The organism is Pseudomonas sp. B21-054 (assembly GCF_026016345.1).
Lineage (GTDB): Bacteria > Pseudomonadota > Gammaproteobacteria > Pseudomonadales > Pseudomonadaceae > Aquipseudomonas.
Window position 1 is genome coordinate 1,554,595 of the sequence record NZ_CP087204.1, and the last position, 23,688, is coordinate 1,578,282.

Below are 23,688 nucleotides of genomic sequence, written 5' to 3' on the forward strand. Positions count from 1 at the left end.
TTTTATTGGATTCCAGATGCGAGGTCGTGTCTGCGAATCGAGGGCAGACCCTGGATTCAAGGTAAAAAAAACCCGGCAAGGCGCCGGGTTCTTTTGTCTGGCATCACGACTTAAGCGGTGAAGGTCTTGCCTTCGAACTGCTCAGCCACGAATTTCCAGTTGACCAGGTTCCAGAACGCTTCGACGTATTTCGGACGGAGGTTGCGGTAGTCGATGTAGTAAGCGTGTTCCCACACGTCGCAGGTCAGCAGCGGAGTGTCGCCGCTGGTCAGCGGGTTGCCGGCGCCAATGGTGCTGGCCAGGGCCAGGGAACCGTCAGCCTTTTTCACCAGCCAGCCCCAGCCGGAACCGAAGGTACCGATGGAGGTCTTGCTGAACTCTTCCTTGAACTTGTCGAACGAACCGAAGGCCTTGTTGATGGCCTCAGCCAGTGCGCCGGTTGGTTGACCGCCGGCGTTTGGCGCCAGGCAGTTCCAGTAGAAGGTGTGGTTCCAGACCTGAGCGGCGTTGTTGAAGATACCGCCCGAGGAAGTCTTGACGATTTCTTCCAGGGTCTTGCCTTCGAACTCGGTGCCAGGCACCAGGTTGTTCAGGTTCACGACGTAGGTGTTGTGGTGCTTGTCGTGGTGGTATTCCAGTGTTTCTTTGGAAATGTGTGGCGCCAGTGCGTCGTGTGGATAGGGCAGTGGCGGCAATTCGAAAGCCATGGTGATTCTCCTAATCAGGTCAGTTGCGGTGAGCGCAAGGCCGATCACGGGCGGCCAGACTAGCGCCGGGGAGTTTGTACTCTTTGCGGCGCAGGAGTCGGATCATAGCACCGGGGGTGCGGCATAACCACGCAACAACTGTGTGGAATAGAGGTTCCAGAGCGGTTTGGAATAATCAACCCGAGACGATCAACTGCGCCGCCACGGTGAACATCATCATTGCCACCAGCACATCCAGTATCCGCCAGGTACTCGGCCGGGCCAGCCACGGGGCCAGCCATGCGGCGCCCAGGGCCAGGGTGAAGAACCACAGCAGCGAGGCACTGGCCGCGCCCACGACATAGGCCCCGGGCACGCTTTGCTGGGCGCCGAGGGAGCCGATCAGCAGCACGGTGTCGAGGTACACGTGGGGATTGAGGAGCGTCACCGCCAGGGCGCTGAGCAGCACTGCCCGTAGGGAACGCACGACCTGTTTCCCGTCCTGCTGCAGGCTTTGCTTCGAACAGGCCCGACGCAACGCCAGGCTGCCATACCAGAGCAAGAACGCCGCGCCACCCCAGCGAGCGATCGCCAGCAACAACGGGCTCTGGGCCAACAGCGTCGCCAACCCGAACACGCCGGCGGCCACCAGCAGCGCATCAAAGGTGACGCACAGCGCGGCCACCGGTAAGTGATGCTCGCGGCGCAAGCTTTGAGCCAGTACAAACGCGTTCTGCGCGCCAATGGCCATGATCAGCCCGAGGGCCACCAGCAGTCCGTTCACATAGCTTTGCCACATAGTGTTTACTCCCGTCGATGCTTGAATGCTGGCCATTCTCCGGTTTGACGCTGTATAAGAAAAACCAATCCTGCTGATTGCTCATTAGGAAAACTGATGTTCGATTATAAATTGCTTTCCGCCCTGGCGGCGGTTGTCGAGCAAGCCGGTTTCGAACGGGCGGCCCAGGTGTTGGGGCTGTCGCAATCGGCCATTTCGCAGCGGATCAAACTGTTGGAAGCGCGGATCGGCCAGCCTGTGCTGGTGCGCGCCACGCCGCCTGCACCGACCGAGATCGGCCGCCGCTTGCTCAATCATGTGCAACAGGTGCGGCTGCTCGAGCGTGACCTGCAAAGCCTGGTGCCAGCACTGGACGAAGAGGGCCTGCCCGAGCGTCTGCGCATCGCCCTGAATGCCGACAGCCTGGCGACCTGGTGGGCGGCCGCCGTGGGCGATTTCTGCGCCGAGCACCATTTGTTGCTCGACCTGGTGGTGGAAGACCAGACCGTCGGCCTCAAGCGCATGCGTGCCGGTGAAGTGGCGGCCTGCGTCTGCGCCAGCGAACGCCCTGTGGCCGGCGCCCGCAGCGTATTGCTGGGGGCCATGCGGTACCGGGCGCTGGCCAGTCCAGCGTTCATTGCCCGGCACTTCCCTGACGGGGTGCGCGCTGACCAATTAGCCCGTACCCCGGCGCTGGTGTTTGGCCCGGATGATTTCTTGCAGCACCGCTACCTCGCGTCCGTGGGCGTGGAGGGCGGTTTCGAGCATCATTTGTGCCCCTCGTCCGAAGGTTTTATTCGTCTTGCTGAAGTGGGGCTGGGCTGGGGGCTCGTGCCGGAGCTGCAAGTGCGTGAGCAGCTGGAACGAGGTGTGTTGGTGGAATTGTTGGCAGATAAACCGATCGATGTACCGCTGTACTGGCATCATTGGCGCAATGGTGGACAGTTGCTCGGCTTATTGACCGAGCGATTGATCGCAGCGGCAAGCAGCACGCTGCAAGCGGTCAGTTAAAAGCCCCTGGCTGGAAGCTTGAGGCTTGTAGTTCGAATCTGATTTCTAGGAGTATTCATGAAAATTCTGGTCACCGGCGCAAGCGGCTTCATTGGCGGGCGCTTTGCGCGCTTCGCCCTGGAGCAGGGCCTGGATGTGCGGGTCACCGGTCGCCGGGCCGAGAGCGTGGAACATCTTGTGCGTCGCGGTGCGCAGTTCATTCCGGGGGATTTGAGCGATCCGCTGCTGGCCCGCGATTTGTGCCTGGATGTCGAGGCCGTGGTGCATTGCGCCGGTTCGGTGGGGCTCTGGGGCCGTTACCAGGACTTTCACCAGGGCAATGTCCAGGTCACGGAAAATGTGGTCGAGGCTTGCCTCAAGCAGAAGGTCCGACGCCTGGTTCATTTGTCCTCGCCGTCCATTTACTTCGACGGTCACGATCACCTCGGGCTGACTGAAGAACAGGTGCCCAAGCGCTTCAAACACCCCTACGCCGCCACCAAGTACCTGGCCGAACAGAAAGTCTTTGGCGCCCAGGAGTTTGGCCTTGAGGTGCTGGCCCTGCGGCCACGCTTCGTGACCGGCGCGGGCGATATGAGCATTTTTCCGCGCCTGTTGAAAATGCAGCGCAAGGGTCGACTGGCCATCGTTGGCAACGGCTTGAACAAGGTGGATTTCACCAGCGTGCAGAACCTCAACGAAGCGCTGTTCAGCAGTCTGCTGGCCACTGATTCTGCCTTGGGCAAGGCCTACAACATCAGCAACGGGGCACCGGTCCCGCTGTGGGATGTGGTGAATTATGTGATGCGACAGATGGAAGTCCCACAGGTCCGGCGTTATCGTTCCTACGGATTGGCTTATAGTGTCGCCGCCCTGAATGAAGGTTTTTGCAAGGTGTGGCCGGGCCGCCCTGAACCGACGCTGTCGCGCCTGGGCATGCAGGTCATGAACAAGAATTTTACCTTGGACATCAGTCGCGCCCGGCATTATCTCGATTACGATCCACAGGTCAGCCTGTGGACGGCTCTTGATGAATTCTGCGCCTGGTGGAAGTCCCAGGGGCCTGTATGAAGGCCTCCGGACGCCCGCTGATCGGTCCGTCATGAACCGAGTGCCAGGTTCGGGGTCAATCGGTGCGGCGGGCGAGGGGGTTATACTCGCCGCATCTAGCCATCACCGGTTTCCCAAAGGTTGAACCCATGCCCATGCGTAACGATGCCAACGATGACTTCGACGATATCCCGAGCCTGCGGATGCGGGCCGATATTCCCGATGACGATGACTTTCTGCCCAACCGCCAGCCCCATGTGCAAGCACGCCCGGCGCCCGTTGTCGCGGACAAGGTCAAGGGCCCTAGCACCGGGCCGCTGTGGGCATTGGTCGGCGCGCTGTTGTGTGCGTTGGGCTTCCTGGCCTGGTGGAGCTTCCAGCAGATTTCGCTGATGGAACAGCAACTGGTGGCCACCCAGGAAAGCTTCGCCCGGATCAGCGAGGATGCGGCGGGCCGCTTGCAGGAGTTTTCCGGCAAGGTCGTCGCCGGCCAATCCAATGTGATGAGCGACAGTGAAGCCTTGAAGCTGCAGATCAAACAGTTGGACAACAAGTTGCAGGAGCAGAACCGGCAATTTGAAGGCAAGTTGCAGGATCAGTACAGACAACTGCAAGGCGTGTTCGGCCCGTCCGCCGACCTGGACAAGGAACTGGCCCAGATCATTGCCCAGACCACTGAACAGCAGAACACCAACACTCAGTTGCAAGCTTCCAACAAGGAGCTCCAAGCCCAGGTCAAGGCACTGGCGGCTGAAGTTTCCGCCCTGAAAAACCAGGGTGAGGGCGGAGCCCTGGATGCCCAGCTCAAGAGCATCGGTGCCGACATCACTGCCCTGAAAAGAGCCACCTCCAACTCAGCCATCGAGCGCCTGGAGCAGGACATGATCGTGCTCAAGAGCCAGCAGGATAAGGGCGGTAGCACCGCCGAGTTCGATGCATTCCGTGGCCAGGTCACCCGCAACATCAATACTTTGCAAGCGCAGATCCAGCACCTGCAACAGCAACTCGGCGCTCGGGCTCAATAAGTCGTTTGTTCGCGAGAGTGGAACGTCAGTGCGCATCATTCTGAATGTGCCGCCGCTATCGCGAGCAAGCTCGCTCCCACAGGGCCAGCACCCTCCAGTGTGGGAGCGAGCTTGCTCGCGATGACGTCCTGTCAGTCAATGCCCACAGGCGCCCTAGCAATCCCCTGAATACTTCCACATCACCCCACGCCGTCTACGCTCTTGAAACACCAACAAGAACGAGGGGCGTGCGTATGGTTTTTTTTCATAAGGTGGCCTGGCTCGGGGCAATGCTGATGCTGGGGTTGGCACCGGTTCACGCTGCGACACCCGACGATGGCCAGGCAGCCCGAGCCCTGCTGGAAAAGGCCCTGGCCTATTACCACGACAACGGCGACAAAGCGTTTGCCGCCTTCAGTCGCCAGGGAGAGTTCGTCGACCAGGACCGCTACGTGTTCGTGGTCGATACCCAGGGCGTCATGCTCGCCAGCGGCGGTCCTTCTTCGGCGCTGATCGGGCGAGACGTTTCCGAGGTTCTGGGACCGGACTTGCGCAAAGCCTTCAAGGACGCCCTGAAAACCCCGGAAGCCAGTGGCATCCAGCAGGCCGAGTATCGCTGGCAGAACTGGGCCGACGGCAAGGTCGAGCGCAAGCATGTGTATTTCCAGCGGGTCGGCGAACGAATCCTGGCCGTCGGCTACTACCTGCCACGGGCTTCCGCCGAGCAGGCCAAGGCGCTGCTGGGCAAGGCCTCGAGCGATTTATTGAAGAACGAGAAGGCCACGCTGACGGCGGTTAACTCCCTCAAGGGCGGTTACCTGCAGGATGATCTGTATGTCTTTGTCGTCGACCTCAATACCCGGCGCTATGTCGGCCACGGCACCAACCTGCGGCTGCTCAATACCGACTTCGCCAAGGTCAAGGACCCGGATGGCAAACCGGTGGGCGAGCCGATCCTGACCTTGATCGGGAAACAGGACGAGGGGGAGTACGAGTACCGCTGGAAGAATCCGGTGACCGGCAAGGTCGAGGATAAGCACGCCTACCTGAAGAAGGTCGGGCATTTCCTGGTGGCGGTGGGGTATTACAGTCCTTGAGGTCACAGCTGACCGTGTTCCCAGTCCAAACAGTTCTGTGTTTGGCAGGTTTGCATAAAAAAGGCCCGCATCGCTGCGGGCCTCTTGTTGAGTAGCTGTGGCAATCAGCCCGCCACCAACACCCGAATCGCCTCCAGGCGCAACGCCGCCTTCTCAAGCATCGCCAGGCCTTGTTCGCGCTGTTGGCGCAGGGCCACCAGTTCACTGTCGCGCACGGTCGGGTTGACGGCCTGCAGGGCAGTCAGGCGTGCCAGTTCCTCGTCGGTATCGGCGGCCAGGCGCCGCTGGGCCTCGGCCACGCGTTCGGCGTGGCGCGGGGCGATCTTCTCTTCGCCGGCGTTGATCCGTGGCGTCAGTTGGTCACGCTGGGCCTGGATGAACTTGTTGGCGCTGGCACGGGGCACGCTTTCGAGTTGGTCGTTCAAGGTTTCGAACGAGACCCGGGCGGCCAGGTCGTTGCCGTTGGCGTCCAGCAGGCAGCGCAGGGCGGCTGGCGGCAGGTAACGGCCCAGTTGCAGTGAACGTGGGGCAACCACTTCACTGACATAGAGCAGTTCCAGCAACACGGTGCCGGGCTTGAGGGCCTTGTTCTTGATCAACGCCACGGCGGTGTTGCCCATGGAGCCGGACAGCACCAGGTCCATGCCACCCTGCACCATCGGGTGCTCCCAGGTGATGAATTGCATGTCTTCGCGAGACAGCGCCTGGTTGCGGTCGTAGGTAATGGTCACGCCTTCGTCGTCGCCCAGCGGGAAGCTGGCGTCGAGCATTTTTTCGCTCGGCTTGAGGATCAGCGCGTTTTCCGAATGGTCCTCGCTGTCGATGCCGAAGGCGTCGAACAGGGTTTCCATGTAGATCGGCAGGGCGAATTGGTCGTCTTGCTCGAGAATAGCCTCCACCAGCGCATCACCTTCACCCGCACCGCCGGAATTGAGTTCCAGCAGACGGTCGCGACCGGTGTGCAGCTCGGCCTCCAGGCGTTCGCGTTCGGTCCGGGCTTCGTCGATCAATGCTTGCCACTGGCCGTCATCGGCTTCTTCCAGCAGCGGCAGCAGGCGTGGGCCAAACTGATGCTGCAAGGCGTTGCCGGTCGGGCACGTGTTGAGGAAGGCATTCAAGGCTTCGTGATACCACTGGAACAGGCGCGCTTGCGGGCTGGTTTCCAGGTAAGGCACATGCAGCTCGATGATGTGCTTCTGGCCGATCCGGTCCAGACGACCGATGCGCTGCTCCAGCAGGTCCGGGTGCGCCGGCAGGTCGAACAGCACCAAGTGGTGGGCGAACTGGAAGTTGCGACCCTCACTGCCGATTTCCGAGCAGATCAGCACTTGGGCGCCGAACTCTTCGTCGGCGAAATAGGCCGCCGCGCGGTCACGCTCCAGGATGTTCATGCCTTCGTGGAACACCGTGGCCGGGATCCCGGAACGCACGCGCAGGGCGTCTTCCAGGTCCATGGCGGTTTCGGCGTGGGCACAGATCACCAGCACCTTGGTGCGCTTGAGCATCTTCAGGGTGTCGATCAGCCACTCGACCCGCGGATCGAAACGCCACCAGCGTTCTTCTTCACTGGCGTCCGGCTGGGCCTGGAAGCTGACTTCCGGGTACAGCTCGGCGTGATCGCCCAGAGGCAGTTCGAGGTATTCGTCCGGGCATGGTAGCGGGTAGGCGTGCAGCTTGCGCTCCGGGAAGCCCTGCACGGCGGCGCGGGTATTGCGAAACAGCACGCGGCCGGTGCCATGGCGGTCCAGCAGTTCGCGGACCAGGCGGGCGCTGGCTTCGACATCGCCATCATTGACGGCGGTCAGCAAGGCTTCGCCTTCGTTCCCCAAAAAGCCGTGGATGGTCTGGTGGGCTTCGGGCGAGAGGCGGCCTTTGTCCAGCAGCTCCTGCACGGCTTCGGCCACCGGGCGATAGTTTTCGCTCTCGGCGCGGAAGGCCTTGAGGTCGTGGAAGCGGTTCGGGTCCAGCAGGCGCAGACGGGCGAAGTGGCTGTCCTGGCCCAGTTGTTCCGGGGTCGCGGTCAGCAGCAGCACGCCCGGGATCGTCTCGGCAAGCTGTTCGACCAGCGCATATTGCGGGCTGACCTGATCTTCGTGCCATACCAGGTGGTGGGCTTCATCGACCACCATCAAGTCCCAGCCGGCGGCGAACAGCGCATCCTGGGCCTTCTCGTCGTCTACCAGCCACTCCAGCGCCACCAGGGCCAATTGGGTGTCTTCAAACGGGTTGCTGGCATCGCTTTCGATGAAACGTTCTTCATCGAACAGTGCGACCTGCAGGTTGAAACGCCGACGCATTTCCACCAGCCACTGGTGCTGAAGGTTTTCCGGCACCAGGATCAGTACGCGGTTGGCGCGGCCGGAAAGCAGTTGGCGATGGATCACCAGGCCGGCTTCGATGGTCTTGCCCAGGCCGACTTCGTCTGCCAGCAACACCCGCGGCGCAATGCGGTCGGCCACTTCGCGGGCGATATGCAACTGGTGGGCGATTGGCTGGGCACGTACGCCACCCAGGCCCCACAGCGAAGACTGCAACTGGCGACTGGTGTGTTCCAGGGTGTGGTAGCGCAGGGAAAACCAGGCCAGCGGGTCGATCTGGCCGGCGAACAGACGGTCGCTGGCCAGGCGGAACTGGATAAAGTTCGACAGCTGGGTTTCTGGCAGGGTGACGACTTCGTTCTGCCCGTTGAGGCCGTGGTAGACCAGCAGTCCGTCGACATCATCCACTTCGCGCACGGTCATTTTCCAGCCTTCGAAGTGAGTGATCACATCGCCTGGCGAAAACCGTACACGGGTGAGGGGCGCATTCCGTAGCGCGTACTGGCGAGTGTCGCCAGTGGCCGGATAGAGCACGGTCAACAAGCGGCCGTCCTGTGCCAGAACGGTGCCTAAACCCAGCTCGGCTTCGCTGTCACTGATCCAGCGTTGCCCCGGTTGATACTGCTGCGCCATGCTGCCTGACTCCCGCCTTGAAAAAGCCGGTTATCTTAACGGAATGATCCCTCAGACCAAAGGAATTACGTAAGCATTACGCTGCCGTGGGGGCTGATTCATCACTCGACGGTACGGAACTTAAGCGTGTTCGGCGATCAAACAAGCTCGGCCCCGAGTGTTGCTGCAATGCCAACTGGGTCACAAGTTTCAGACCGGCGGTTCAAGCTGCCATCCCCTCAGCCGACAACCTGAAGACAGGAGACCTTTATGTTGCCACCCATACTTCCCTTGAGCGTCGTACCGATCAACGCTCAAACGGACCCGGTCCGCCAGCGACCGGACATACCGCCCGTGGTCCCGGTGCAGCAAAGCTCCAACGAAAGCACCATCGACCTGCAAAAGCGCGATCCGGAAGAGGCCGCGCTGTTGCTGCGCGAGGAACAGCGCCGCCAGCAGGAACGCGACAAGCGCCGCCACGAAGCCGACGAGGACCCCGAGGAACACCTGGCGGTACCGGGTACCGAACTCAATGCCGATAACACTGTGCCGGTAGTGCCGCTGATGGAAGAAGAGTCGCGCCAGGGCCTGTGGGTCGATATCCAGATCTGATTCAGGCTTTGCCGACGTACGCAGGCTGGTCAACGCCGCCAACAGCCCGCATCATGGGCGCATCCGCAATTCACTGCACGATGCCGACACGCCATGAGCCAAGACGACAAACTGATCGACCTCAGCGCCGAGCGCGCCAAGCGCGTTCACGACCTCAACGAAAAACGCCTCAATGAAGTCCGCCAGGCTTTTGAACAAGCCATGCCGTTGGGTAAACCCAAGAAAAAGCCGAAAAACAAACCGAAGAAGCGTTGAACTCCCCTCGATCCATTGATGCAGATCAGTTATTTCCCCACCTTTGCGCCCCGTTGCGGGCGTTATTGACCCCGGTCAATTTTCATCCAGGCCTGATTGGTTAACTTGAACCCATCGCAACAGGGGCAAGACCAGGAGGCCAGTCATGTTTTTCGATAATGTGGTGTTTGCCGGGGTGTTGACGGTCGGCCTCATGTTCGTGTTTTTCGCAGGCTTTGGATTATTCATCTGGAAAGACGCACATAAGCGCAAGAAGCCGTAGGTCTTTCTGGTTACAACGAGCACGCAAGGCATTTTGGGCGACTTCGGTCGCCCTTTTTTTTTGGGGCAAATTTCTCCAGTTCCACACAAAACCATTGTGGGAGCGAGCTTGCTCGCGATAGCGGTGTTTCAGCCGCCATTGATACTGGCTGACCTGACGCTATCGCGAGCAAGCTCGCTCCCACAGGGTTGGGTGTTTTGGGCATAAAAAAAGGTGCGAACCACCAGGGTCGCACCTTTTTTTGTGGGGCGCTGGAATCAGCTACCCAGGGCCTTGGACGCCAGCCAGAACAACCCGGCCGACAGCCCCACCGTCGCCGGCAGGGTCAACACCCAGGCCAGCAGGATGTTGCGCACGGTGCCACCTTGCAGGCCGCTCTTGTTGGCGACCATGGTGCCGGCCACGCCCGAGGACAGCACGTGGGTGGTGGAAACCGGCAGGCTGAAGATGTTCGCCGCGCCGATCATGCACGCCGTGGTGATCTGCGCCGACATGCCCTGGGCATAGGTCATGCCTTGCTTGCCGATCTTCTCGCCGATGGTCAGCACCACACGCTTCCAGCCGACCATGGTACCCAGGCCGAGGGCCAGGGCGACTGCCAGGATCACCCAGAACGGGGCGTATTCGGTGGTGGCGGTCAGGTCCTTGCGCAGCTTGTTCAGGTCGTCTTTCTCGCGGGCCGCCAGGCCTGGCAACTTGCCGACCTTCTTCGCCGTGTCATCCAGGCAGAGCAGGTAGCGGCGCACTTCGATGCGGCTCTCCGACGGCAGCGAATGGTAGTCCGCCACGCCTTTGAGGGTGTCGAGCAGTGCAGCGATGGTGGGTTCTGTCTGCTGCGGGTTACAACGGAATTTTTCCGGCAGATCGCCTTTCACGCTTTTGCCCAGCGCCAGGTACTCACCCAGGGATTCGTTGTTGCGCTGGTAGAACTGGCTCAGGTGCAGGGTCGCGTCACGGGTCCGCTCGATCTGGTAGGTGGTGCTGCCCAGGTCGAGTACGAACTGCGCGGGCACGATACCGATCAGCACCAGCATGATCAGGCCGATACCTTTCTGGCCATCGTTGGAGCCGTGGACGAAGCTGACGGCCATGGCCGAGATCACCAGCACCAGGCGATTCCAGAATGGCGGGTGCTTTTTGTCGTCGATCTTGCGGCGCTGTTCCGGCGTCTTGTGCATCTTCGACAGTGGACGCCACCATTTCAGGCCAATCAACACCAGGGCGGCGATCAGGAAGCCGGCCATGGGCGAGAACACCAGGGAGGCGCCGATATCGATCGCCTTTTGCCAGTTCACCCCGTCGGCCAGCGGAATATCGTTGATCAAGGCGTTGGCCAGGCCGACACCGAGGATCGAGCCGATCAGCGTGTGCGAACTGGAGGCCGGGATACCGAAGTACCAGGTGCCCAGGTTCCAGGTGATGGCCGCTGCGAGCAGCGAAAACACCATGGCCAGCCCGTGTCCGGTGTTCACATTGATCAGCAGCTCCACGGGCAACAGGTGGACGATGGCATACGCCACCCCCACGCCGCCCAGCAGCACGCCGAGGAAATTGAACACACCGGAAAAGAACACCGCCAGATGAGGCGGCATGGCTTTGGTGTAGATAACAGTGGCAACCGCGTTAGCGGTGTCATGAAAGCCGTTGATGAACTCGAAGGCGAGGACAAAAGCCAGGGCGAGCAAGAGGCTCACAAGCACCCAAGCATCCAGTCCGCTGAATAAATCGATCATGAAGGTTTTCTGACCCGGTCGTAAGGGGGCGCGATTATGCCAGAAAACCTTGGCAATCGATGCATCGGCTGCTCATCGGTAACATTCTTCAACGAAATAATTTGTAGGAAACGCTCTGGGCCGGGGATTTCGACAGGGTACGCAACCCATTGATTTCGGGCTGGAAAGCACGAAAGGCAAGAGCAATCCCGGCGCAAAAGGTGCTTCAGGTGGTTGTATGAAATATCTGAAAAAGCTCGGCCACGAATACACCTCGACCGCAGGCGGAAGGAGAGGGCGGCCCGCTCATGGCGGGCGTCCAGCATCGGCGTCCGGCCTGGGTGTTGGCCGGATACCGCTCCACAAGAACATCAAGTCTTGAGCGTCACTGCTCTTCGGCCTTGAGTTCTTTTTCCATCTTTTGCAGTTCCTGGGTGAAGGCCTGGTCCTGAACGGTGGCGCGCTTGCGCCAGGGTTTGCGTTCCGGTTCAGGCTGCGCGGCGTAGGTGGTGACTTCCCCGCCGTAAACTTCCTTGTAACGTTGTTCCTGGCGCTCAAGTTCCGCGCGCAGTTCGTCTTTCGTCACAGTTCTACCTAATAAAGTGAAATTGAATCTGGTGATACGCACTGCATGTAGGCATGCAGACGGCCACGGCACCAGAGCTGACAGCTGACGTAGCATCAGGGCTTCGTGTTGTTGCCAATACAGGGGAAGCGGCCATTTAAGGTGCTTCGGGCACCTGTTGCGTGCACCACGCAATGAACTGCAGTGCCCGCGGACGGAAACGGTCGATTGGCCGCTTCGTCACTGAAGTGCATTATAGCGGTCCACTCGAAGAACACTATCGGGAAAAATTAAAAGTATCCATTGTTATGTGAACCCCTGTTTGCTTGTGCAACTTTTGGCAATTAGGTTTCAGGACGTCCGGCAAGTGTCGGAAGGCTGACGCCATTGAAGGTGGCAAGTTCAATATCCCAGGCATTGTGTTCAAGTCCAACCACCAGGGATCGTCGAACTTATAGTCCGCTCGACAGGCGAAGCGGATCGCCCCGCAGAGCAAGCTGATTGCGATTATCGGGCGCTGGTTCGATAATCGAACGGTCTTGGCGGTCCAGCCCTTGTCTGTCTGCCAGGCAGCCGCTTGTAATAGCCGTCATTCGCCGGGAAGGACCAGACATGAACGACCAGCTGCGCAACGCCTTCACTTCAGTGGCGCCTCCGATCGTCGCCTCGCCGGCCAAGCGGATCCAGGCGCTGACCGGCGACCCGGACTTCATGACCTCCCTGGCCCGGGGACTGGCCGTGGTCCAGGCGTTCCAGGAGCGCAAACGGCACCTGACGATTGCCCAGATCAGCCACCGCACGGAAATCCCCCGCGCCGCTGTCAGACGTTGCCTGCATACCTTGATCAAGCTCGGCTACGCCACCACTGACGGACGCACCTATTCACTGTTGCCCAAAGTGTTGACCCTCGGTCACGCCTATCTGTCATCGACGCCCCTGGCTGTTTCCGCCCAGCCGTACCTGGACCGCATGAGCGAACAGTTGCACGAAGCCTGCAACATGGCGACGCTCGAAGGTGACGACATTCTCTACATCGCCCGGTCGGCCACCACCCAGCGGCTGATTTCCGTGGACCTGTCCGTTGGCGGGCGTCTGCCGGCCTATTGCACCTCGATGGGCAGGATTCTCCTGGCGGCCCTGGACGACGCTTCGCTGCGTGATTACCTCGATCACGCCGACCTGCAGGCCAAGACCAGCCGCACCCTGCACACGCCTGAGGCGTTGCTTGAGTGCCTGCAACAAGTGCGGCAGCAGGGCTGGTGCATTGTCGACCAGGAATTGGAGCAGGGCCTGCGTTCGATTGCCGTGCCGGTGTACGACGCTTCCGGTCAAGTGGTGGCGGCGCTGAATGTCAGCACCCATGCCGGGCGAGTCAGCCGCAATGAGCTGGAACAGCGCTTCCTGCCAGGCCTGCTGGGGGCCAGTCGCGACCTGAGTGCGCAACTGTTCACTTAAGCTGTTCGATAAACGCACAGAGTCGCCTCTGGCGAATTGACGGTGTTTGCTGCGCCTCTTTAATGTCGCGGCAGCGTCATCCGGCCTGGCTCGGCTGTTGGAGGGCGCTCTCTGTTCGCCTGCGTTGCTTGCGTGGAATAAAAATAAAATGAACCAGCCCCAGATCTCTGTAGGCAATTGCCTCGACGTGCAGTCCTTCATCAATGCCCAACCCATCTCGCGCTATCAATGGCGAGTGGTGATTCTCTGCTTCCTGATTGTCTTCCTCGACGGCCTCGATACAGCGGCCATGGGCTTCATTGCCCCGGCCCTGTCCCAGGACTGGGGGATCGATCGTGCCAGCCTCGGCCCGGTGATGAGTGCCGCGTTGATCGGCATGGTGTTCGGCGCACTGGGTTCGGGCCCATTGGCTGACCGCTTCGGGCGAAAAATCGTACTGGTGGGCGCGGTCCTGTTGTTCGGCGCATTCAGCCTGGCGTCGGCCTACAGCACTAACGTCGATCAATTGCTGGTGCTGCGTTTCCTGACCGGCCTGGGGTTGGGCGCCGGGATGCCAAACGCCACCACGTTGCTGTCGGAATACACCCCGGAACGCAAGAAATCCCTGCTGGTGACCAGCATGTTCTGCGGGTTCAACCTGGGCATGGCCGGCGGTGGGTTCATCTCCGCCAAGCTGATACCCGCGTACGGCTGGCACAGCCTGCTGCTGATCGGCGGGATCCTGCCGTTGATCCTGGCGGTGGTATTGCTGTTCTGGCTGCCGGAGTCGGCGCGTTATCTACTGGTGCGCAATCGCGGCACCGACAAAGTACGCAAGGCCCTGGCGCCGATCGAACCCAATACGATTGCCCAGGCCGCGAGCTTCAGCGTGCCGGAACAGAAAACCGTGAAAGCCCGAAACGTATTGGCGGTGATTTTCTCTGGCACCTACAGCGCTGGCACGTTGCTGCTGTGGCTGACTTATTTCATGGGCCTGGTGATCGTCTACCTGCTGACCAGTTGGCTGCCGACGCTGATGCGCGACAGTGGCGCGAGCATGGAGCAGGCGGCGTTTATCGGTGCGTTGTTTCAATTCGGTGGCGTATTGAGCGCGGTCGGTGTGGGGTGGGCGATGGACCGCTTCAATCCGCACAAGGTCATCGGCCTTTTCTATCTGATGGCCGGGATATTTGCCTACGCGGTAGGGCAGAGCCTGGGCAACATCACCTTGCTCGCCACCCTGGTGCTGGTGGCCGGCATGTGCGTCAACGGTGCGCAATCGGCGATGCCTTCCCTGGCGGCGCGATTCTATCCCACCCAAGGCCGGGCCACGGGTGTGTCCTGGATGCTGGGCATCGGTCGTTTCGGCGCGATCCTCGGTGCCTGGATGGGCGCGACCCTGTTGGGCCTGGGCTGGAACTTCGAACAGGTCCTGACCGCCCTGGTCATTCCGGCTGCCCTGGCGACCACGGCGGTGGTGATCAAGGGCATGGTCAGCCATGCGGATGCGACCTGAGCCAGTGATATGCCCCTGTGGGAGCGGGCTTGCTCGCGAATGCAGTGAGTCAGACAAAGTAGTACTGCCTGACAAACCGTATTCGCGAGCAAGCCCGCTCCCACAGTGATCTCTGTGTATTTGGATGAATCGATAGCTAAACAACAATCTGTTCGATAAACGAACACTCAGTCGATTATCGGATTGTTTGGCGTTTTCTCTCAGCTTAATCTTCAGTCACTCCGGCGCTTAACCTCGCGCCTTTTTCTTCATGTCGGTCTACTGGAAAACGGGAGCCTGCCCCATGGCTGAAATCCTTTCGCTGCACGACGCGGTGAAGCAATTCGTCAACGACGGCGATACCGTCGCGCTCGAAGGCTTCACTCACCTGATTCCGACGGCGGCGGGTCATGAAATCATTCGCCAGGGCAAGAAAGATCTGACGCTGGTGCGGATGACGCCTGACCTGATCTACGACCAGTTGATCGGTGCCGGCTGTGCTCGCAAGTTGATTTTCTCCTGGGGCGGTAACCCGGGAGTGGGCTCGCTGCACCGCCTGCGTGACGCGGTAGAGAAGCAATGGCCACATCCGCTGGAGATCGAGGAACACAGCCACGCCGACCTGGCCAACGCCTACGTCGCCGGGGCCTCCGGCCTACCGTTCGCGGTGCTGCGGGCCTACGCCGGCTCCGACCTGCCCAAGGTCAACCCGCTGATCAAGAGCGTGACCTGTCCTTTCACTGGTGAAGTGCTTGCCGCAGTGCCTTCGGTGCGCCCGGACATCACGGTGATTCACGCCCAGAAGGCCGACCGCAAGGGCAACGTGCTGCTGTGGGGCATTCTTGGTGTGCAGAAAGAAGCCGCCCTGGCCGCCAAGCGCTGCATCGTCACCGTGGAAGAAATCGTCGACGACCTGAATGCGCCGATGAACGCCTGCGTGCTGCCGACCTGGGCGCTGAGTGCGGTGTGCCACGTCCCGGGCGGCGCTCATCCGTCCTACGCCCACGGCTACACCGAGCGTGACAACCGTTTCTACCAAGCGTGGGACCCCATCGCCCGGGACCGTGAGACCTTTACCGCCTGGATCAACGAATACATCCACGGCACCCGGGATTTCAGTGAATTCCAGGCCCGACTGGCAGCCGCTTCGGAGGCGAAATAATGACGTACTCCACCAACGAAATGATGACCGTCGCCGCGGCCCGCCGGCTGAAGAACAACGCCGTGTGCTTCGTGGGCATCGGCCTGCCGTCGAAAGCCGCCAACCTGGCACGGTTGACCTCGTCGCCGGACGTCGTGCTGATCTACGAATCCGGCCCGATCGGTGCCAAGCCCAGTGTACTGCCGCTGTCCATCGGCGACGGTGAGCTGGCGGAAACCGCCGATACTGTCGTGCCGACCGGTGAGATTTTTCGCTACTGGCTGCAAGGCGGGCGTATCGACGTCGGTTTCCTTGGCGCGGCCCAGGTCGACCGTTTTGGCAACATCAACACCACGGTGGTGGGCGACTACCATCAGCCGAAAGTCCGTCTGCCGGGTGCCGGTGGCGCACCGGAAATCGCTGGCTCGGCCAAGAGCGTGCTGATCATTCTCAAGCAGTCGGCGCGTTCGTTTGTCGACAAGCTGGATTTCATTACCTCGTTCGGTCACGGCGAGGGTGGCGATTCGCGCAAGCGCCTGGGGCTGCCGGGCGCCGGTCCCGTGGGCATCATCACTGACCTGTGCATCATGGAGCCGGAAGCCGACACCCATGAGTTCGTGGTCACCGCGCTGCACCCCGGCGTGACCCGCGAGCAAGTCATTGCTGCCACTGGCTGGGCGATCCGCTTCGCCGATCAGGTGCAGACCACCGCCGAACCGACCGAAGTAGAGCTGCGCGCACTGCGCGACCTTGAAGCTCGCACCGCGGCGGCCCACGGCCAGGCACCGGGAGAAGCCTGATGCGCGACGTGTACATCTGTGATGCGATTCGAACCCCCATCGGCCGGTTTGGCGGCGGTTTGTCCGCCGTGCGCGCCGATGACCTGGCGGCTGTGCCGATCAAGGCGCTGATGGAACGCAACCCATCGGTGGACTGGAGCGCGGTGGACGAGGTGTTCCTCGGCTGCGCCAACCAGGCTGGCGAAGACAACCGCAACGTGGCGCGCATGGCGCTGCTGTTGGCGGGCCTGCCGGAGAGCATTCCTGGCGTGACCCTCAACCGTCTCTGCGCCTCGGGCATGGACGCCATCGGCACGGCGTTCCGCGCCATCGCCAGCGGCGAAATGGAACTGGCCATCGCTGGCGGCGTGGAATCGATGTCCCGCGCACCTTTCGTGATGGGCAAGGCTGACGCAGCGTTCTCGCGCAACATGAAACTGGAAGACACCACCATTGGCTGGCGCTTCATCAACCCATTGATGAAAGCCCAGTACGGTGTGGACGCGATGCCGCAGACGGCGGACAACGTGGCCGACGACTACGCCGTGTCCCGCGCCGACCAGGACGCTTTCGCCTTGCGCAGCCAACAGCGCACGGCGGCGGCCCAGGCGGCAGGTTTTTTCGCCGAAGAAATCGTGCCGGTGCGCATCGCCCATAAAAAAGGCGAAACCGTGGTCGAGCAGGACGAGCACCCACGCGCCGACACCACGCTGGAAACCCTGGGCAAACTCAAGCCGGTCAACGGCCCGGACAAGACCGTCACCGCCGGCAACGCGTCGGGGGTCAACGACGGCGCGGCGGCGCTGATCCTGGCCTCGGCCGAAGCGGTGAAGAAACATGGCCTGACGCCGCGTGGCAAAGTGCTGGGCATGGCCAGTGCCGGCGTGGCGCCACGGGTGATGGGCATCGGCCCGGTGCCGGCGGTGCGCAAGCTCACTGAACGGCTGGGCCTGGCGGTCGCCGATTTCGACGTGATCGAACTCAATGAAGCCTTTGCCAGCCAGGGCTTGGCGGTGCTGCGCGAGTTGGGGCTGGCGGACGATGCGCCGCAGGTCAACCCGAACGGCGGCGCCATCGCCCTCGGCCATCCCCTGGGCATGAGCGGGGCGCGGTTGGTGCTGACGGCGCTGCATCATCTGGAAAAGACCGGCGGTAAGAAAGGCCTGGCGACCATGTGTGTCGGCGTCGGCCAGGGTCTGGCATTGGCCATCGAACGCGTCTGACGCGTCGCTCTACTAATAAGAAACCGAGGAATGCTTCATGACTGACAAGCCTGGTTATCGTCGCCCCCAAGCGGGCACCCAGCCGGAGTATCTGCACCCGCCGTACCAGTCCACCAACCTGCGCTCGCCGTCCAAGCCGTTGGTGTTCCTGCCGCACTCGCTGTCGGAAATCACCGGCCCAACCGTAGGCGCCGATCGCGTGCAGGAGAAGGACAACGACTTGACCGCCCAGCATGCCGGCGAGCCACTGGGGGAGCGAATCATCATTCATGGGCGCGTGCTGGATGAACACGGCCAGCCTGTGCCAGGCATCCTCGTGGAAATCTGGCAGGCCAACTCTGCCGGTCGCTACAACCATGATCGCGATAACCATGACGCGCCGCTGGACCCGAACTTCACGGGCACCGGTCGCACCATCACCGACGCTGACGGCTGGTATCAGTTCCAGACCATCAAGCCTGGCGCCTACCCTTGGGGCAACCACCCCAACGCCTGGCGCCCGGCGCATATCCATTTCTCACTGTTCGGGCCGAGCATCCTGACGCGCCTGGTGACGCAGATGTATTTCCCTGGCGATCCGCTGCTGGCCTACGATCCGATCTACAACTGCGTACCGGACACGAGTGCCAAGGAACGCCTGATTGCCAGTTTCGACCTGGAAAAAACCATCCCCAACTATGCCCTCGGTTATCGCTGGGACATCGTCTTGCGCGGCCGCGATGCCACGCCGATGGAGAAATAAGATGACGCTCACCGCCACCACGTCCCACACCGTTGGCCCGTACTACCACATCGGCCTGACCTGGCTGAACCGCGAAGACCTGACCGTCGCCCAGACACTCGGCCAGCGCGTGGCGATCACCGGGCAGGTGATCGATGGCAACGGCCAGTTCGTCAACGACGCGATGCTGGAGGTCTGGCAGGCCAACGCCGCCGGTAAATATGCCCATCCTGAAGACGACCAGGACAAACCCCTGGACCCGCATTTCGAAGGCTTCGGCCGGGTGCCGGTGGATGCCGAAGGGCGTTTTCGTTTCACTACCATCAAGCCGGGCAGCGTGCCGGGATTGGGTGGCACGACCCAGGCACCGCACCTGGTGGTGTTGGTATTCGCTCGCGGGCTGGTCAAGCATTTGCTGACGCGGATCTATTTCGACGGCGAACAAGCCAACGAAACCGACCCGCTGCTGGCCTGCGTGCCCGAAGAACGTCGCGGCACAATCGTGGCCAAGCCTGATGCGTCGGGCGTGTACCAGTGGAACGTGATCCTGCAGGGGACGGATGCCGAGACGGTGTTCTTCGATTACTGAATGTTGATAGGCGATGATTGTTCCCACGCTCCGCGTGGGAATGATCATCGTCCTTGTGGGAGCGAGCTTGCTCGCGATGACGGCGCTACAGGCGCTACTGCTTGAAAGACTGTTTGTGGAACGGGTCTGTTACGAAGTGTGTCTAGACTTTGTCCATTCCCAACGAGTGAATAATCCATGGCCACCCCAATCATCAGCCACTACACCGGCGAAGAACGCAGCAAGCGCATCTTCGCCATCGTCGGTGCCTCATCCGGCAACCTGGTCGAATGGTTCGACTTCTACGTCTATGCGTTCTGCGCGATTTATTTTGCGCCGGCGTTCTTCCCGTCCGACAACCCCACGGTGCAACTGGTCAACACGGCCGGTGTATTCGCCGCCGGGTTCTTGATGCGACCCATCGGTGGCTGGATTTTCGGCCGGGTGGCGGACCGTCACGGGCGCAAGAATTCGATGATGATCTCGGTGCTGATGATGTGTTTCGGCTCGTTGCTCATCGCTTGCTTGCCCACCTACAAGGACATTGGTGTCTGGGCGCCGGTGCTGCTGCTGTTCGCGCGCCTGCTGCAAGGCTTGTCGGTGGGCGGCGAGTACGGCACCACCGCCACCTACATGAGCGAAGTCGCCCTCAAGGGCCAGCGCGGATTTTTTGCCTCGTTCCAGTACGTGACGCTGATCGGCGGGCAACTGTTGGCGGTGTCGCTGGTGGTGATCCTGCAACAGTTTCTCAATGAAGACGAACTGCGCGCCTACGGCTGGCGGATCCCGTTCGTGGTTGGTGCCGTGGCCGCGTTGATTTCCCTGTTCCTGCGACGCTCCCTGAAGGAAACCAGCAGCAAGGAAATGCGCGAAAACAAAGACGCTGGCAGCATCGCGGCGCTGTTTCGCGACCACAAGGCGGCGTTCATCACCGTGTTGGGCTACACCGCCGGCGGTTCGTTGATTTTCTACACCTTCACCACGTACATGCAGAAATACCTGGTGAATACCGCCGGCCTGCACGCCAAGACCGCCAGCTACATCATGACTGGCGCGTTGTTCCTGTACATGTGCATGCAGCCGTTGTTCGGCATGCTGGCGGACAAGATCGGCCGACGTAACTCCATGCTCTGGTTCGGTGCCTTGGGCGCGTTGTGCACCGTGCCGATTTTGCTGACCCTGAAAAGCATCAGCAGCCCGTTCCTGGCGTTCGTCCTGATTACGCTGGCGCTGGCAATCGTCAGTTTCTACACCTCCATCAGTGGCCTGGTTAAAGCCGAGATGTTTCCACCTGAAGTGCGAGCGCTGGGAGTAGGGTTGGCCTATGCGGTGGCGAATGCGATTTTTGGCGGTTCGGCCGAATACGTTGCCTTGAGCCTGAAAGCCCAAGGCATGGAAAACGCCTTTTATTGGTATGTCACGGTCATGATGGTGGTGGCGTTCCTGTTCAGCCTGCGCCTGCCCAAGCAACCGGCGTATTTGCACCACGACCTTTGAACCCACCTGATCATTTGAGGTTTGTTTGAGTCACTGTGGCCAGAGATTGTTGTGGCGAGGGGATTTATCCCCGCTGGGGCGCGAAGCGGCCCTAAATACCAGCAACTGGGTCTGTCAGACAGATTGTGTTGCTGCTTAGGGGCTGCTGCGCAGCCCAGCGGGGATAAATCCCCTCGCCACAGCAATCTCCTAGCCTCAGGACATCTACCTTCCCAAGGACTGTTTATGAGCGAACGACCGGGCAATCAGCTGTTCGATGCCTACTTCACCGCCCGCGACATGCGCGAGGTGTTCTGCGATGCGGGCCGGGTCCAGGCCATGCTGGACGTCGAAGCCGCCCTGGCCCGGGCCGAGGCGCGGGTGGGGTTGATTCCACAAAGTGCCGTGGCGTCGATCGAAAAGGCCTGTCGCGCCGAGCTTTATGATTTTTCGGCGTTGAGCGAAGCGATCGCCAGTGCCGGCAATTCGGCTATCCCGCTGGTCAAGGCGTTGGGCAAGCGCATCGCCGCCGAGGATGGCGAAGCCGAGCGCTACGTGCACCTGGGCGCCACCAGCCAGGACGTGATGGACAGCGGGCTGGTGCTGCAACTGCGCCAGGCATTGGGGCTGATCGAAGGCGAGCTGGCGCAACTGGCCGCCATCCTGGCCCGACAAGCCGAACGCTACGCCGCCACACCGTTGGCCGGGCGCACCTGGTTGCAACACGCCACGCCTGTGACCTTGGGGATGAAAATCGCTGGTTGGCTGGGGGCGATCACCCGCAGTCGCCAGCGCTTGAAAGAACTCAAGCCGCGCTTGCTGGTGCTGCAATTCGGCGGTGCTTCTGGAACCCTCGCCGCCCTGGGGGAGCACGCCTTGCCCATCGCCGAAGCCTTGGCCGCCGAACTGCAACTGAACCTGCCGGAACAGCCGTGGCATACCCAGCGCGATCGCCTGGTGGAGTTCGGCTCGGTGTTGGGCCTGATCGCCGGCAGCCTGGGCAAACTGGGCCGCGATATCAGCCTGTTGATGCAGACCGAGGCCGGCGAAGTGTTCGAGCCTTCGGCGCCGGGCAAGGGTGGTTCGTCCACCATGCCCCACAAGCGCAACCCGGTGGGCGCGGCGGTGTTGATCGGCGCGGCGACGCGGGTGCCCGGTTTGGTGTCGACGCTGTTCAGCGCCATGCCCCAGGAGCACGAGCGCAGCCTGGGCCTGTGGCACGCCGAGTGGGAAACCTTGCCGGAAATCTGCTGCCTGGTCTCCGGTGCCTTGCAACAGGCGCGACTGCTGTCCGAAGGGCTGGAAGTGGATGCGGCGCGCATGGCCCGCAACCTGCAACTGACTCAAGGGCTGGTGTTGGCCGAAGCGGTGAGCATTGTCCTGGCCCAGCGTGTGGGGCGCGACACGGCGCATCATTTGCTGGAGCAATGCTGCAAGCGCGCCGTGGCCGAACAGCGACATCTACGCGAGGTGCTGGGAGACGAACCCCAGGTCACCGCGCAGCTATCGCCGACCGAGCTTGATCATCTACTTGACCCGGCGCACTACCTCGGACAAGCCCAGACCTGGGTCGCCCGAGCCGTGGCCGAACACCTTGCCTTGAACGCCTGAAAGGAGATTGTTGTGGGATTCGTCAAACTCGCCGAGGGCGATCTGAACTATTGTTTTGATGAGCAGCGACTGGACGGGTCGCAAGACGCCCCGGTGCTGCTGCTCTCCAACTCCCTGGGCACCGACCTGCACATGTGGGACGAGCAGGTCGCGGCCTTCAGCGAACACTTTCGCGTGCTGCGCTTCGACACGCGCGGCCATGGCCAGTCGCTGGTCACGGAAGGGCCGTACAGCATCGAACAGCTGGGTCGCGACGTGCTGGCGATGCTCGATCAGTTGAACATCGACAAAGTGCATTTCTGTGGGTTGTCCATGGGCGGGTTGATCGGCCAGTGGCTGGGGATCAATGCCGGCGAGCGCCTGCACAAACTGGTGGTGTGCAACACCGCCGCCAAAATCGGCGACCCGTCGGTGTGGAACCCGCGCATCGAAACCGTGCTGCGCGATGGCAAGGCGGCAATGGTGGCGCTGCGGGATGCTTCGATCGCCCGCTGGTTTACCGCGGATTTTGCCGAGGCTCAACCTGCGAAGGTGAAGAAGATCACCGACATGCTCGCCGCCACTTCGCCCCAGGGCTACGCAGCCAACTGTGCGGCCGTGCGTGATGCCGATTTTCGTGAGCAACTGTCGTCGATCCGCGTGCCGCTGTTGGTGGTGGCCGGCACTGAAGATGCGGTGACACCGCCGTCGGGCGGGCACTTCATCCAGGAGCGGGTCCGCGGGGCCGAGTACGCCGAGTTCTATGCCGCGCACCTGTCCAACGTCCAGGCCGGCGCCGCGTTCAGCGCGCGGGTGCTGGATTTCCTGCTTGATTCCAGCCGCGCCTGAGGAGTTTTTTGTGGACGAGAAACAACGTTACGACGAAGGCATGCAAGTGCGCCGCGCGGTACTGGGCGATGCCCACGTCGACCGCAGCCTCAATGCCCTGACCGAGTTCAACAGCGAATTCCAGGAGATGATCACCCGCCATGCCTGGGGCGACATCTGGACTCGCCCGGGCCTGCCGCGCCACACCCGCAGCCTGATCACCATCGCCATGCTGATCGGCATGAACCGCAACGAAGAACTCAAGCTGCACCTGCGCGCCGCCGCCAACAATGGGGTGAGCCGCAGCGAGATCAAGGAAGTGATCATGCAGAGTGCGATCTACTGCGGTATTCCGGCGGCGAACGCTACCTTTCATCTGGCTGAGTCGGTGTGGGATGAACTAGGCGTCGAGTCGCGGGCTTAAGGGCGTATCTCATTCCCTGTGGGAGCGGGCTTGCCCGCGAAAGCGGTGGGTCAGTCGGCGAGGATGCT

The 23,688-nt window shown here is 61.4% G+C and carries 23 protein-coding genes; 18 read left to right on the top strand and 5 right to left on the bottom strand.

What is annotated here, in order from left to right; translation table 11 throughout:
- Positions 1–110: 110 nt before the first annotated feature.
- Positions 111–707 carry a superoxide dismutase gene (locus LOY70_RS06890; RefSeq protein WP_123342379.1) on the bottom strand — a complete coding sequence of 199 codons (597 nt, stop codon included), beginning with the start codon at positions 705–707 and terminating at the stop codon, positions 111–113.
- A gap of 175 nt (positions 708–882) precedes the next feature.
- Positions 883–1,485, bottom strand: coding sequence for a LysE/ArgO family amino acid transporter (locus LOY70_RS06895; protein WP_123417213.1), 603 nt, complete (start codon positions 1,483–1,485; stop codon positions 883–885).
- A 96-nt stretch (positions 1,486–1,581) separates the two neighbouring features.
- Between LOY70_RS06895 and LOY70_RS06900 the strand changes: the two genes are divergently transcribed.
- From LOY70_RS06900 to LOY70_RS06915, 4 genes are all read left to right on the top strand, one after another.
- Positions 1,582–2,475 carry a LysR family transcriptional regulator ArgP gene (locus tag LOY70_RS06900; protein ID WP_123417212.1) on the top strand — a complete coding sequence of 298 codons (894 nt, stop codon included), beginning with the start codon at positions 1,582–1,584 and terminating at the stop codon, positions 2,473–2,475.
- A gap of 57 nt (positions 2,476–2,532) precedes the next feature.
- On the top strand, positions 2,533–3,525 hold the full coding sequence (locus LOY70_RS06905) for an NAD-dependent epimerase/dehydratase family protein (protein WP_265034908.1): 993 nt from the start codon (positions 2,533–2,535) through the stop codon (positions 3,523–3,525).
- Between the two features lie 128 nt (positions 3,526–3,653).
- Complete coding sequence (locus LOY70_RS06910) at positions 3,654–4,529, top strand: ATPase (protein WP_123417210.1); 876 nt, start codon at positions 3,654–3,656, stop codon at positions 4,527–4,529.
- A 233-nt stretch (positions 4,530–4,762) separates the two neighbouring features.
- Complete coding sequence (locus LOY70_RS06915; RefSeq protein ID WP_265034911.1) at positions 4,763–5,605, top strand: cache domain-containing protein; 843 nt, start codon at positions 4,763–4,765, stop codon at positions 5,603–5,605.
- A 104-nt stretch (positions 5,606–5,709) separates the two neighbouring features.
- On the opposite strand, the gene rapA is transcribed toward LOY70_RS06915, so the two are convergent.
- Positions 5,710–8,556, bottom strand: a complete 2,847-nt coding sequence (gene rapA, locus LOY70_RS06920) for an RNA polymerase-associated protein RapA (protein WP_265034913.1) — start codon at positions 8,554–8,556, stop codon at positions 5,710–5,712.
- A 249-nt stretch (positions 8,557–8,805) separates the two neighbouring features.
- Here rapA and LOY70_RS06925 point away from each other — a divergent pair, with 249 nt between their 5' ends.
- The 3 genes from LOY70_RS06925 (at position 8,806) to ccoM (ending at position 9,664) form a co-directional block, all read left to right on the top strand.
- Entirely contained in the window at positions 8,806–9,147 is a 342-nt protein-coding gene (locus LOY70_RS06925; RefSeq protein WP_025212287.1) for a hypothetical protein, read from the top strand.
- Positions 9,148–9,240: 93 nt separating this feature from the next.
- The gene (locus LOY70_RS06930) at positions 9,241–9,402 is read left to right on the top strand and encodes a hypothetical protein (protein ID WP_003184513.1); all 162 of its coding nucleotides are present in this window, start codon (positions 9,241–9,243) and stop codon (positions 9,400–9,402) included.
- Positions 9,403–9,547: 145 nt separating this feature from the next.
- Complete coding sequence (ccoM, locus tag LOY70_RS29980; protein ID WP_025212288.1) at positions 9,548–9,664, top strand: cytochrome c oxidase subunit CcoM; 117 nt, start codon at positions 9,548–9,550, stop codon at positions 9,662–9,664.
- A gap of 257 nt (positions 9,665–9,921) precedes the next feature.
- Here the strand turns inward: ccoM and LOY70_RS06935 are convergent, their stop codons facing one another.
- Positions 9,922–11,397: an inorganic phosphate transporter gene (locus LOY70_RS06935; RefSeq protein WP_265034919.1), complete on the bottom strand. Its 1,476-nt coding sequence runs from the start codon at positions 11,395–11,397 to the stop codon at positions 9,922–9,924.
- A gap of 364 nt (positions 11,398–11,761) precedes the next feature.
- Positions 11,762–11,962 (bottom strand): hypothetical protein, encoded by a 201-nt coding sequence (locus tag LOY70_RS06940; protein ID WP_003184509.1) that lies wholly within the window; start codon positions 11,960–11,962, stop codon positions 11,762–11,764.
- Positions 11,963–12,553: 591 nt separating this feature from the next.
- Between LOY70_RS06940 and pcaR the strand changes: the two genes are divergently transcribed.
- From pcaR to pcaC, 11 genes are all read left to right on the top strand, one after another.
- Positions 12,554–13,396, top strand: a complete 843-nt coding sequence (gene pcaR, locus LOY70_RS06945) for a pca regulon transcriptional regulator PcaR (RefSeq protein ID WP_003184507.1) — start codon at positions 12,554–12,556, stop codon at positions 13,394–13,396.
- 148 nt (positions 13,397–13,544) lie between these two features.
- Positions 13,545–14,891: an MFS transporter gene (locus tag LOY70_RS06950; RefSeq protein WP_265034927.1), complete on the top strand. Its 1,347-nt coding sequence runs from the start codon at positions 13,545–13,547 to the stop codon at positions 14,889–14,891.
- Positions 14,892–15,174: 283 nt separating this feature from the next.
- Complete coding sequence (locus LOY70_RS06955; protein ID WP_025212291.1) at positions 15,175–16,032, top strand: CoA transferase subunit A; 858 nt, start codon at positions 15,175–15,177, stop codon at positions 16,030–16,032.
- Positions 16,029–16,811 carry a CoA-transferase subunit beta gene (locus LOY70_RS06960; protein WP_265037983.1) on the top strand — a complete coding sequence of 261 codons (783 nt, stop codon included), beginning with the start codon at positions 16,029–16,031 and terminating at the stop codon, positions 16,809–16,811. Before LOY70_RS06955 ends, LOY70_RS06960 begins: the two co-directional genes overlap by 4 nt.
- A complete protein-coding gene (gene pcaF / locus LOY70_RS06965) occupies positions 16,808–18,013 on the top strand; it encodes a 3-oxoadipyl-CoA thiolase (protein ID WP_265037985.1) in 1,206 nt (401 codons plus the stop codon). The genes LOY70_RS06960 and pcaF overlap by 4 nt, the downstream gene beginning before the upstream one ends.
- Before the next feature lie 37 nt (positions 18,014–18,050).
- The gene (pcaH, locus tag LOY70_RS06970) at positions 18,051–18,755 is read left to right on the top strand and encodes a protocatechuate 3,4-dioxygenase subunit beta (protein ID WP_265034931.1); all 705 of its coding nucleotides are present in this window, start codon (positions 18,051–18,053) and stop codon (positions 18,753–18,755) included.
- A 1-nt stretch (position 18,756) separates the two neighbouring features.
- Positions 18,757–19,323 (top strand): protocatechuate 3,4-dioxygenase subunit alpha, encoded by a 567-nt coding sequence (pcaG, locus tag LOY70_RS06975; RefSeq protein ID WP_265034934.1) that lies wholly within the window; start codon positions 18,757–18,759, stop codon positions 19,321–19,323.
- A 177-nt stretch (positions 19,324–19,500) separates the two neighbouring features.
- A complete protein-coding gene (locus LOY70_RS06980) occupies positions 19,501–20,799 on the top strand; it encodes an MFS family transporter (RefSeq protein WP_123342366.1) in 1,299 nt (432 codons plus the stop codon).
- A gap of 225 nt (positions 20,800–21,024) precedes the next feature.
- Positions 21,025–22,389: a 3-carboxy-cis,cis-muconate cycloisomerase gene (locus LOY70_RS06985; RefSeq protein ID WP_265034938.1), complete on the top strand. Its 1,365-nt coding sequence runs from the start codon at positions 21,025–21,027 to the stop codon at positions 22,387–22,389.
- A 12-nt stretch (positions 22,390–22,401) separates the two neighbouring features.
- A complete protein-coding gene (gene pcaD / locus LOY70_RS06990; protein ID WP_265034940.1) occupies positions 22,402–23,217 on the top strand; it encodes a 3-oxoadipate enol-lactonase in 816 nt (271 codons plus the stop codon).
- A gap of 10 nt (positions 23,218–23,227) precedes the next feature.
- The gene (gene pcaC / locus LOY70_RS06995; RefSeq protein WP_014336968.1) at positions 23,228–23,620 is read left to right on the top strand and encodes a 4-carboxymuconolactone decarboxylase; all 393 of its coding nucleotides are present in this window, start codon (positions 23,228–23,230) and stop codon (positions 23,618–23,620) included.
- Positions 23,621–23,688: the final 68 nt, after the last annotated feature.